Origin of the sequence: Oceanobacillus bengalensis (genome assembly GCF_003628445.1) — a bacterium.
GTDB lineage: Bacteria > Bacillota > Bacilli > Bacillales > Amphibacillaceae > Oceanobacillus > Oceanobacillus bengalensis.
Genome location: NZ_RBZO01000040.1, coordinates 1 through 12,602, shown reverse-complemented (window position 1 = coordinate 12,602; position 12,602 = coordinate 1). Strand labels below are relative to the sequence as shown.

8 protein-coding genes are annotated in these 12,602 nt (G+C 36.2%); 3 read left to right on the top strand and 5 right to left on the bottom strand.

From position 1 onward, the window contains the following. Positions 1-64 precede the first annotated feature (64 nt). From D8M05_RS17845 to D8M05_RS17835, 3 genes are all read right to left on the bottom strand, one after another. Positions 65-175: an amidase family protein gene (locus tag D8M05_RS17845; protein ID WP_281271938.1), complete on the bottom strand. Its 111-nt coding sequence runs from the start codon at positions 173-175 to the stop codon at positions 65-67. Between the two features lie 32 nt (positions 176-207). After that, entirely contained in the window at positions 208-411 is a 204-nt protein-coding gene (locus tag D8M05_RS17840; protein ID WP_121134260.1) for a hypothetical protein, read from the bottom strand. 70 nt (positions 412-481) lie between these two features. Next, on the bottom strand, positions 482-2,539 hold the full coding sequence (locus tag D8M05_RS17835) for a catalase (protein WP_121134258.1): 2,058 nt from the start codon (positions 2,537-2,539) through the stop codon (positions 482-484). Positions 2,540-2,945: 406 nt separating this feature from the next. Here D8M05_RS17835 and D8M05_RS17830 point away from each other — a divergent pair, with 406 nt between their 5' ends. Both D8M05_RS17830 and D8M05_RS17825 read left to right on the top strand, forming a co-directional pair. Then, on the top strand, positions 2,946-3,794 hold the full coding sequence (locus D8M05_RS17830; RefSeq protein WP_121134286.1) for a patatin-like phospholipase family protein: 849 nt from the start codon (positions 2,946-2,948) through the stop codon (positions 3,792-3,794). A gap of 79 nt (positions 3,795-3,873) precedes the next feature. Next, positions 3,874-5,013, top strand: a complete 1,140-nt coding sequence (locus D8M05_RS17825; RefSeq protein WP_183072855.1) for a tetratricopeptide repeat protein — start codon at positions 3,874-3,876, stop codon at positions 5,011-5,013. Between the two features lie 120 nt (positions 5,014-5,133). On the opposite strand, the gene D8M05_RS17820 is transcribed toward D8M05_RS17825, so the two are convergent. After that, a complete protein-coding gene (locus D8M05_RS17820; protein ID WP_121134285.1) occupies positions 5,134-6,735 on the bottom strand; it encodes a ribonuclease J in 1,602 nt (533 codons plus the stop codon). A gap of 180 nt (positions 6,736-6,915) precedes the next feature. After that, entirely contained in the window at positions 6,916-8,061 is a 1,146-nt protein-coding gene (locus D8M05_RS17815; RefSeq protein WP_121134254.1) for a response regulator, read from the bottom strand. A gap of 371 nt (positions 8,062-8,432) precedes the next feature. Between D8M05_RS17815 and D8M05_RS17810 the strand changes: the two genes are divergently transcribed. Further along, positions 8,433-12,302: a MucBP domain-containing protein gene (locus D8M05_RS17810; protein WP_121134252.1), complete on the top strand. Its 3,870-nt coding sequence runs from the start codon at positions 8,433-8,435 to the stop codon at positions 12,300-12,302. The last annotated feature ends 300 nt before the right edge of the window (positions 12,303-12,602 follow it).

The following is a 12,602-nucleotide window of genomic DNA, read 5'->3' as shown; positions in this document are numbered from 1 at the left end:
GAGCAGGGCGTGAATTTTTCATACCCTGCTTAAATCAATCTGTTATTTGAAAGCGAAGAGGATTTCACATGGCAGCAGGTAAGCGAATGGAGCCAAACGTATCTGTTCCCGTTGCAAGCGTTGTTAACCCAGCTACTAGGGCAGCACTGCTCCCACCACTTGAACCACCTGGCATATAATGAATGTTCCACCGTGTAGGGGTCCTTGTTAATGACCGTCCACGATGTTCATCTCAGCTTCTTTTGCTTGTTTAAGTGCTAAATCGTGGAGAGGGTTAATATAGGAATGGATGGTTGGATCGAATGTATCAATGCGTTTTAAAAGATGTTTCGTCAATTCTACTGGTGATAATTTCATCGACTCTATTAATGGGGCAAGTTCTGTAGCGGTTAAAAGGCCTAATTTTGCCATAGTAAATTTTAGGTAGATGCAATTACAGGGATATAACGCATGTTATTCCCCTAAGAAAGTGATTCATTCATTATGTTCTATTCCAAAAACGTTGCTGTGCAATTGCTTCTACAAAGTCTTTTCCAAAGTTAGGATTGTTTGCCGTAAAAATAACTCCAGCTAAATTATTTTTGTCGGATGTCTGTATATATGACTGTCCAGTAGATGCCACACCAATTGGTTTATAGTGTGTATATGCATTTTGTACGTAATTCATCATGTCTTGATTGAATTTTGCCTGATTATTAGAACTTCCACCAACAACATAGAGTGAGTCAAGCAGATATGGGCTTGATGTCATAAATGTTTTATCAACTTTTAGTTTTGTACCATCAGCACCTGTGACTGTACCAAGCTTTTCACTTATAATATTCACAAATACCCCACATTGCTGTAGATAGTTAAGTACATTTGTTACCTCATTACCGTTAAAACCATTTCCAATTAGTACACCTACTTTTTGTGTGTATGCATATTTAGGTGTAGTTGACTGGCTAAGAGAAGGATAACTTGTAGACACAGGAACATGGTTTCCACTTGGGCGATCGACACCAATATTATCAGCAACAATACATGCCAAATCCGTATCTACATTAACCAACAAATTGACGTTTTGCTGGCGAACGGATTCGCTTTCTACTTTTCCAAGCTGATAGCTAAACCCGTCAATTGTGTGCTGTTTCTCAATAGGTGTCAAGCTATTCCAAAAAATCCTCGGTTGCGTAAAGAAATCGTTAAAGGATTCGCTTCGACCGCGGATGACGTGGCCTTCGACTTTTGTTGGATAATGCTCATACCCTCCTGCTTCCGGAGGAGTCGTGTGTGGCGTATTATTTGCAAGCGAATTTTCATGATAGTTTACCTGATCGACATCGATACGGTACCTCATAGGCCCCCGCCTTTGATTATTATGAAATGGGCAAATCGGTTTATTGATTGGTAACTCTTGGAAGTTCGTTCCGATTCGATGTACTTGTGCCATATGATAAGCAACTAACCTTCCCTGCAGGACGGGATCATTAGAAAAACCAATTCCTGGAACGACATTTGCAGGATTAAATGCTACTTGTTCAGACTCTGTATGGTAGTTATCAATGTTTCTATTTAAAGTCATCTTCCCGATAAGTTGAACAGGGATTAACTCTTCTGGCCAAAACTTTGCAGGATCTAGAATGTCAAAATCATATTTGAATTCATCTTCAAGTGGAATCAGTTGGACGCCCAGTTCATACTCTGGATAAAATCCTTTGTCAATAGCTTCTCTCAAATCTTTCCTGTGGAAATCTGGATCAAGTCCACCGATTTTCAGCGCTTCATCCTGAAGTAGGGAATGAACACCAAGGACAGGTTTCCAGACAAACCTAACAAAGGTTGCGACTCCTTCATCATTAACAAATAAATACGTATTAATCGACCATGATTCCAACATCCGGTAACTTCTTAAAATGCCCCGACCCGACATAATCCACTCCACCATATGAAGTGCTTCTGGATTACTGGCAACATAGTCCCAAAAGTAATCGTGTGCACCCGAAGCTGTTGGTATATCATCATCAGGCTTAGATTGGTACGCATGCATCGCATCTGGGAATTTCATAGGGTCTTGATTAATTAATACAGGCATAGCAATTGTTGTCAAATCGTAATTTCCTTCTTCTGTATAAAACTTAACCCCAACACAACGTAAATCCCTTGCCGTATCATAAGATCCCCTAGGCCCTTGTACGGTAGAAAAACGAATCGTTAAAGGAGTCTTTTTTCCTGCTTCCTGTAAAAATCCCGCTTTCGTCACATGTCTCATCGACTGGTAGCATTCAAACTCCCCATATGCACTGTAGCCTCTTGCATGAACTGTTCTTTCTGGTGCCTCTTCCTGCACAAAATGTGTCATCTTTTCAAAGTAGTGCCAGTCTTGATGTAATGAAGGACCCCGAACGCCTGCCTTTAAAGTCTCTGAGTCATTTGATATTTTTCTCCCTTGACTTGTCGTCATTGGTTTTCCAGTATTTTGAATACGGGACTGATTAAGTTGTTCTTGTTTTTTATCTATACTGCCATGCTTTTGGTGTCTTGATGACTTTTCATCCATGGAATCACCCATCCTTTTAATAGATATTTAAGTCCGCTTATATCTTATGTTTGTAGATTCGTGATTATTCACCCATTGTTGTGTTAGTTCAGGTAAAGTTATGTATATTGTTATAAACTTTAATCAGGGAATTGCAGGACCTATTCAATAAAGTCAATCCATATCTTAGAGAATGAGAGTATCGTTTTGATATTAGCCTCGAATGGTATGAAGAATTTCATTTATCTTAAAGGGAAACGCCACATTTTACTTAGAGGTAGTGAAATACGCTTCGTTAGAAAGATAGCTTCTTTTATTCTAAAATAGAAAGAAGCTATTTTTCTTATAAATGAGGGTTTCTATAGCAAACGATAGGCCAGTTTTTAATCGATAATAAATAAAAGATAGAGGAGTTTATATGAGCGATATGAAAGATATAGGATTGGTATTAGAAGGTGGGGGAAGTAGGGGAATCTATACAGCGGGGGTGCTTCGTTATTTAATGGAGCAGGGTATCTATTTACCATATGTCATCGGTGTATCTGCAGGTGCTTGTAATGGTTCTTCCTACGTATCTCGGCAAATGGACCGAAATAGAGCGGTTAACATCGATTATATTGATCATCCAGAATACCTATCATTCCGGAATTTGCTGAAGAAGCGGCAACTTTTTGGGATGGACTTTTTGTTCGACAGTTTACCGAATAAGTTAGAACCATTTGATTTTGAAGCTTTTTATCAAGCAGAGGAAGAATTTGTAGTTGGTGCAACAGATTGTATGTCTGGAGAAGCCGTATTTTACAAAAAAGAAGACTATGAAAAAGATGTACTCGCCATTATTCGTGCATCAAGTTCTTTACCATTAGTTGCACCTGTTGTCCATTTTGATAATCGGATACTATTGGATGGTGGAATTTCTGACCCGATTCCAATTAAACAATCCGAACGGGATGGAAATCGGAAAAATGTAGTTATTTTAACGAAAAATAATGGTTATTATAAAAAGCCCCAATCATTTAGTTGGTACTTTCGGAAAAAATATAAACAATACCCAGGTTTAGTGAAAGCATTAGAAAGACGTCATGTAGTGTATAATGTAACACTTCAATATATCCATGAGGAAGAGAAGAAAGGGAATGTATTTGTGATACGCCCAACAAAAAAATTAGAGGTTGGCCGTATGGAAAGAAATAAGGAAAAGCTGACAACGTTATACAACCAAGGAATGGACGATGCAAGAAAGGTAGTAGCACCATTAAGCGAATTTTTGTCCTGAGCTCGTTAGTTGATTGGCTTTTATACTTTCCAAAAAGTGGATACACTGATAGGAAAAGGTAAAAGATTGGAGTATGCGAATGACAACAATGGATATTTTTAATGTAGAACAGAACATAAAAGAATATGTAAATGATGCGAACAAAGAGGACTTAAAAGTAATTGTAATTGAATTCAAACGTGGTCACTTTCTAAATGTGTTATCGAAAACAAAGATATTTCGAGAAAAGCATGAACCAGACCAAGGATTGGCGAGAATCTTATCATTCCTTGATGCTACTTGTTACTCACAAACAGGTGAAGGGAAGCAAGCGGCAGAGATTATAGGGAACATGTATCAAGCTTCAGATGAAAAGTCGATAGATGATTTAATCTTATATGGAAATTTAGCATTCATGTGTGACTATAAGCTTGCTCGGAAAATAATGTCAGATGTTGTGAAACAAATAGATAATGAGGAAGCGTTCGAACCAGTGAAAGCAGCTCATGCTTATTTAGTACTGGGAGAAGCGGAAGAAAACTTAGAGAAGTACGTTCGGGCAATTAAATATTATAAGCGAGGTTTAACCTATCTACAGACAGACGAAGAAAAAGACGACCAGTTGGTTCTTTTTCTACATTTTAAACTTGGTGCTCTTCATTCCTTAGTAAGTGAAACGGATGAGGCAATCCATCATTTGCATAAAACGCTTGAGCTTGCAGATGAAAGGAATATAGAAATAAAAATTAATAGCTTAGTTAGTATTGCAAAAATGTATGGAAGTAAAGATGAGTATGAGAAGGCATTTGCCTATTTAAGAGAGGCAATACCGTTGCTTGAAACCTCAACACTTGCCGGGAAATTAGTACATGCTGAAGCTTATACAGAGATGGCGTATAATTACTTCGACCAATCGATGCTTGATGAAGCAGTTCCATACTATGAAAAAGCAATTGCCATTCATTTAAAGCTTCCTAATTATTCTAAAAGAGAGCTTGGAATGATCTATATGCAATTTGCTTATTGTATGGAGCATAAAGAGCATCCAGAGAAATTACTTGCAGCAAGATATTATGAAGAGGCAATTGGACAGCTGGAAAAAACAAATGATCAGGAATTATTGGAAAGTGCTCTTGCAGACATTATTGCATTTTTTGAAAGTATCGGTAATAACAAGAAGAAACGTTTCTATGAAAATAAATTTGTGAAAATGACGAACGAAAAGGCTCATGTGCATTAAGAGGAATCCTGGGTTGTCGTATTCTAATTGTCAAAGGGTCGCAGGGAAAGGCATCTTGACTTACCTTATGTGTCAGATGATGCCTTTCCCTTTGGACTGTGCTTTTCTAAATTATCCCTGTTATATTTCAATAAAGATAGGAACAATCATTGGCTCTTTTTTTGTACGAGCATAGATATATTCTCGAATTGATTTTTTCATTTGTTTTTTCATCCTATTCCGAGAGTATCGTTTTTCTTCCTGTAATTCGTTAACTGTTTTTATTGCAAGTTGGTTAATATCTGTTCGGAGCTCTGAGAAATTATTATCGATAAATCCCCGTGAAATGGTTTCTGGCTGGGCTATTAATTTGCCCTCTGCTCTACTCATCGACAAAATAATCATAAGCATTCCATCCTCAGAGATTTGCTTTCGGTCCCTTAATACAAATTCCATATTGCCAACGTCTACTCCATCTACATAGGTGTTTCCAACAGGAACTTTCTTGCTCTGCTGTGCAATGGAATTTTCAACTTCAACGGCATCCCCATTATTTAAGATAAATGTGTTACCTTCCTCAACTCCTACAGATTCAGCAAGCATTCGATGATGGTGTAACATTCTATATTCACCGTGAATAGGAATAAAATATTTTGGTTTCATTAATGTAAGCATTAATTTTAAATCTTCTTGATACCCATGGCCAGAAACATGCATTCCAGAGGAACTTCCTGATCCATAAATCACATTTGCACCTAGCGTAAATAAGTTGTCGACAATACTTGTGACATTTTTTTCATTACCTGGTATCGGACCTGCTGCAATGATAACGGTGTCTCCAGGTAAAACATCAACGCCTCGGAAGTTGCCAGTTGATAGACGGGCAAGCGCGGCTAAAGATTCTCCTTGGCTCCCTGTGCATAAAATAGTTATTTTTTCTTGAGGAAATATATTGATATCTCTTTGATCAATGATCATCCCATCTGGAATGGTTAAATACCCGCGGTCTATTGCAACTTTTACGACGTTGACCATCGATCGCCCGAGCAGTACTAGTTTTCGGTTTGTTTTCTGTGCAGCATCTACAACTTGCTGAATGCGACTAACATTTGAAGCAAATGTAGATATAATCACTTTACGGTCAGCCTTCATGAAGGCCGCATCCAAATGATCACCCACCATTTGCTCCGATGGGGTCCAACCACGTCGTTCTGCATTAGTACTCTCAGATAGTAAAAGTAAGACGCCTTCATTTCCAATTTGAGCCATTTTATGAATGTCTGAATACTCCTTATTTGCAGGTGTTAAATCAAACTTGAAGTCACCTGTATGAACGATGTTCCCTTCTGGTGTTTGAAAAACCATACCTAAGCAATCAGGAATGCTATGGTTCACTTTGAAAAAGCTTATATTCATGTTTCCAATTTTTATTTTTTTGCTTGAGTCAATTTCAATAAGTTCACTTTCTCTTAATATTTTATGTTCTTTTAACTTGATTTCTATTAAACCTAGTGTGAATCGTGTTGCATAGATAGGTACATTTAAGGTTTTTAAGAAAAATGGGATTCCTCCGATATGATCTTCATGTCCATGTGTGACAAGTAAAGCTCTGACTTTATCTTTATTTTCAACTAAGTAAGTTGTATCAGCGATGATCAAATCAATACCTAATAAGCTTTCATCAGGAAATTTATTGCCACAATCGATAACCACAATATCGTTTGCATATTCGATTACATACATATTTTTTCCAATTTCATTCAAGCCGCCTAAAGCGAAAATAGATACTGGAGCTCCATGTGTACTCAAATTAAGTCCTCCTACTTCTCCGTTTTTCTTATTATGCCCATTGTTGCGTATCCTATTATTCGTTGGGGCTGAGTGAAGGAATATGGAAACGGACGGTGTGCTCCAGTTTTTCTTTTATAGTGGGCTAGGGTGGCTGTTTCTATGGTTTTTCCAGTGTCTGAACCACGTTTTGATTTCAGTGTTAATTTGTAAATTCAATTCACTTAATGCCTTATCTAATTCAATATACTGACGATCAACTAGGATGCTTAATCCTAAAGTGTCGTATAATTTCATTAAAGAAAAACGGGCATTTTCATCTTCTGGTCTAACCTGACATATTTTTACATACCATGTTTCAGCTTTTTCCAATTGATTTTTTTCATCATAATAATTTGCTATTTTATAAGCAACTTTAAGGAAGAGTTGTTCCAAACGATATCTTTCTGTTTCTGTCCATAAATAGTCGTATTCTTGTAAATAAGCCCCTTGATACAACTGCATGTTATTTTCATAATCGTCAATCGTTTCTATAGTGACAGGAGGTGCTAAAGTTATTTTACTTTCCCATTCTAGGAGATCAATCAAAACATTTTTCGTAGACAGGTTATAGCCTTCACCAACGTTTTTTATAATGAAATGGTCGCTGTATTTTTTTAGGGATTTACGTAAATGATAGATCGCTGTATACAATTGCGAATAAGCTCTATCCTGATTAAAATCTGACCAAAGTAGTTCCACTAATTCGGATTTACGAACCGTCTTTTCTCCATGATGGAGTAGGTAGAGGAATAATTCTTGGGTTTTTGTAGTTCTCCATTGAATGAATTCAAGTTTCCCATTTGAAAATTCAAATGATAACTCTCTAGATACATTTATTCTTAACTGAATATTTTCTTCCTTAGGCTGCTGTTTTTGATTTTGTATCTTTTCTTCCATTCTTTCTAAGGTCTTTCTCAAACGGTCTAATTCAACCGGCTTAAGAACATAGTCCAATGCATTTAATTCAAATGCTTCTACAGCATAGGTGTTGTACGCTGTGACAAAAACGATCGATATGTTTGTGTTTATTTCAAGAATTTTCTCGGCGAGCTCGATCCCGTTCATTTCAGGCATTTCAATATCTAGAAATATCACATCTGCTTCCTTTATAAGGGCTGATTTTTTTATTACTTCTAAATTGTTGTACTTCGCAATCACTTCAACACGATGGATTTTATTAATCTGGAATTCTAAAAAATCCAAAGCTAGTATCTCATCATCAACAAGAATTACCTTCACAAAGATCCTCCTTATATGATAAACATTATTTTATTTTGATTATTAATTAGATTAGGAATATGAAGACGAGTCAATTAAATAATACATCGCATATTCGTTTTTGTCGCGTTTTGTTATTCATTTTTCCTAATATTTCAATATATCTAATTTCCCTTGTATATAAATTGTAGAGTTGTCCTAACTATAATCTTCTGTAGGCATTTCTATTAAGAATTATATCAAATAACTGCTAGGAGAGGATTTGATGAAGAAATAAAATGCCTTCCATTCTAACAATAGGTGAGGTGGTAGTAACAAATAAATTAATATCTGAAATAAAAACAAAAGCATGAAGTAGGTTTTTGGGGGAATGAATTTAAAGGAGGATAACAATGAATCATTACTTAAATAGTAAATCTAGTAATCTTGTAAAATTTTTCATGATATTTCTTTTAATCATGTCTTTAATTACAAGTGGATTTACTGCTAATACGGTTGGAGCAGAAGAATATGAAGAAATAATCCACGAAGATGAGAGTGGAGCTGTTCAAAATAAAATAGACAAAGTGGAATATGAAGATTCGATATTATCTAAGAAGGCTGCTTATACGGGCAAGCCCGGAGAATATTTCATCGATTTATATATTGAAGGTAGATCATTTGAAACAACAGAGACTACGGATATTGTCATTGTGTATGATAATTCGAATAGTATGGATGAAAATGATCGTGATATTATTTCAAAAGAGGCTACTTCTGAATTTGTTTCTGAGTTATTAAGTCCAGAAAATAATGAAGAGGGAAAAATCCAAATGGCCTTAATCACATATGGTACAGATGTGTTTGATGGAAGAAGAAATAGGGTTTATAACCTTAATACAGATGATTTATCACATAAAGAATTGACTACTAATGCGAATGATATTATTCGTAAATTGCCTGGTGATGTTCCTAACGAACGAAGACAGGGTAATAATGGTGGTACTTTCACACAAGCAGCTATACAAGAAGCAGAGGCTATTTTAGCTGATAGTGTTGCGGATAATAAACATATTATTACTATAACGGATGGTGTACCTACTGTAAGTTATCATTCAGATGGAGTAATTGTTGGAAATGGTACGAGTTTTACCTATGATGAAGGTAATTGGGGGAATCGTCGTTCCGGTACACATGGTGAAAATACAATAAATGAAGCTAGTGGAATTCAATCAAACGGTATTACCATGTCTTCGATTGGTATTGAGATTACGGGCAGTGGTCAGGCTAGTTTAGAAGAAGCAATTGAGGTAATGGAAGGTATAGCAAGTACGCCTGAGCAATATTATGATGTGGAACAAGTATCCGATTTGTCGACCATTCTAAAGGGAATTTCAAGTTCATTCTCAAAAAGTATTGTTAACGGAACGGTTACAGATCCGATGGGAGATTTCTTTAATTTAAAGAATGAAGATGAATTTAAACAGGCAAGTAATGAAGACTTAGAAGATGGGGCTTATTACTTATCATCGAGTGATGCTAATTTATTAAGGGGAGTAAATGTCTCAGTTAATGAAGAAACAATTACACTTGATCATTTAAACTTAGGAGAGAACGAATGGATAAATCTAAGGTATAAAGTTCAATTAGACACGGAAAAGGAAAACTTTGAACCGAATACGTATTATCCAACAAACGGCGTGACTACATTACAACCAGCTGTTGATTCAGATGAAATTAGAAACTTTCCGATACCACAAGCTTCTGGGGCACCAGCAGTAATTAGTGGCACAAAAAAATGGGAAGACTACAATCAGCAAGATTATAGACCTGAAGAAATTGTTGTGAAATTATGGAAAATAGTTGATGGAGAAGATGTATTCGTAGCAGAAGAAGTTGTTTCAGATGAGGATAACTGGGAATTTACCTTTGAAGGCTATCCTAAGTATAATAGCAACGGAGAATATATTGAGTATTTCGTGAAGGAATCTTCCGTTGATAATTATGAAGCAACATATTCAGATAAATCTTATGATATTACAAATACATTAAAAGAAGATCCTAGCCTTGAGCTATCCAAAACAAGCGATTTAGAATATGTTACAGAAGTAGGACAAGTGATTACGTATACGTTTGAAGTAGAAAACACTGGAAACGTACCAATTAGTAATATTAAAGTTACGGATGAAATGATTGGAAAAGATATTGAATTAGAATCAACAACTTTGCAACCAAATCAGATTACAAAAGGGACCGCAACATATGAAGTAACACAAGATGATCTTGATAATGGTGGTATTACAAATGTTGCAACAGTTACAGGGGAAACACCAAATGGTGATTCGACAGAAGATGAAGGAAAAGATTATGTTCCAAGCTCTGGTCCAATAACGGTGGAACACGTAGATGAAGAAGGAAACGAACTTGCACCGCCAGAAAAAATAACTGGAAATGTTGGCGAAAAATATGAAACAAATCCAGCAGATATCGACGGTTATGAATTAATTGCAGTTCCAGAAAATGCAAATGGAGAGTTTAAGAATGAACCACAAACGGTAACATATGTGTACAAACTAGTTGAAGAACAACCAATTCTAGGAGCACCAGTAACTGTCATCCACGTAGATGAAGCTGGTAACGAGCTAGCACCATCTGAAGAACTAACTGGAAATATCGGTGAGCCATATGAATCAACATCAAAAGAAATTGACGGTTATGAATTAATTGCAGTTCCAGAGAATGCAAATGGAGAGTTTACGAATGAACCACAAACGGTAACATACGTATATAAACCAGAAGTAGTACCAGGAGCACCAGTAACTGTCATTCACGTAGATGAAGCTGGTAACGAGCTAGCACCATCTGAAGAACTAACCGGAAATATCGGTGAGCCATATGAATCAACATCAAAAGAAATTGACGGTTATGAATTAATTGCAGTTCCAGAAAATGCAAATGGAGAATTTACGAATGAACCCCAAACGGTAACATACGTATATAAACCAGTTGAAGAACAACCAATTCTAGGAGCACCTGTTACTGTTATTCACGTAGATGAAGCTGGAAATCAATTAGCGCCATCCGAAGAACTAGCAGGAAATATTGGTGAAAAGTATAAATCAACATCAAAAGACATTGAAGGCTATGAACTGATCAAAGTTCCAGAAAATGCAGATGGAGAATTCACAAATGAGCCCCAAACGGTAACATATGTGTATAAACCAACAGTGGTAGAAGGAGCGCCAGTAACTGTCATTTATATAGACAAAGAAGGGAACGAACTAGCGTCATCTGAAAAATTAACTGGAAATGTCGGCGGAAATTATACATCAACATCAAAAGATATTGATGGTTATGAACTGATTGACGTTCCAAGTAATGCAAATGGAGTATTTACGAATGAACCCCAAACGGTAACATATGTGTATGAACCAGTTGTTGTACAAGGGGAGCCAGTAACTATCATTCATGTAGATGAAGAAGGTAACGAATTAGCACCATCCGAAGAACTAACAGGAAATGTTGGAGAAAACTATGAAACAACACCTAAAGATATCGAAGGTTATGAACTAATTACGGTTCCAGAAAATGCAACAGGAGAATTTACAAATGAGCCTCAGACAGTAACTTACGTGTACAAACCAGTTGAGGAAGAACCAATTCCAACAGGTTCAGTTATCGTGGAATATGTAGATGAAGATGGAAATCCAATTGTAGATCCGGAAGAACTAACAGGAAATGTTGGAGAGAACTATGAAACAACACCTAAAGATATCGAAGGTTATGAACTAATTGAAGTTCCAGAGAATGCGACAGGTGAATACACAAATGAGCCACAAACAGTAACATATGTGTATAAGTCAGTTGAGGAAGAACCAATTCCAACAGGTTCAGTTATTATAGAATATGTAGATGAGGATGGAAATCCTATCACAGATCCAGAAGAATTAACTGGTAATGTAGGAGATCCATACAAATCAAAACCTAAAGAGATTGATGGATATCGATTAATAGAAGTAAAAGGAAATGAAGCTGGAGAATTTGCAGAAGACAAACAAATCGTAACCTATATATATGAAAAGATTGATTCTCCAGAACCTTCTAAGGGAGGTTCAGAAACAGGAAAGAATATTGATTCTGATTCCAATAAAGCTCCTGTTTCAGGTCAAGAGTTACCAAAAACAGCTACTGATATGTATAATTTCATAGCTCTAGGTTCATTATTACTTCTCTTAGGTCTTGTTGTAGGATTTGTTTACTATAGAAGACAAAAACTATCGTAAGCATATTAACCTATATATTAAAACGAAGCTTTTTCTCTTAAAATGATTCATAGAAACGATATTAGATTATAGTGAAAACACCCGTCAGTTCTGTCGGGTGTTTTCGTATGTAAAAAAGATACTATTATATCTTTAAGTCAAGGGAAAGATGCGATACATACGTGTTTTATCATGAAAATCGTAAGCCCGAATTATAAAAAAGTGCACTTTTCAAAGTAAACATGACAAATAACCGTGAATCCATGATTTTTAAATTGGATTTACGGTTATTTCACTTTATTCGCACATTCCTCTTGAATT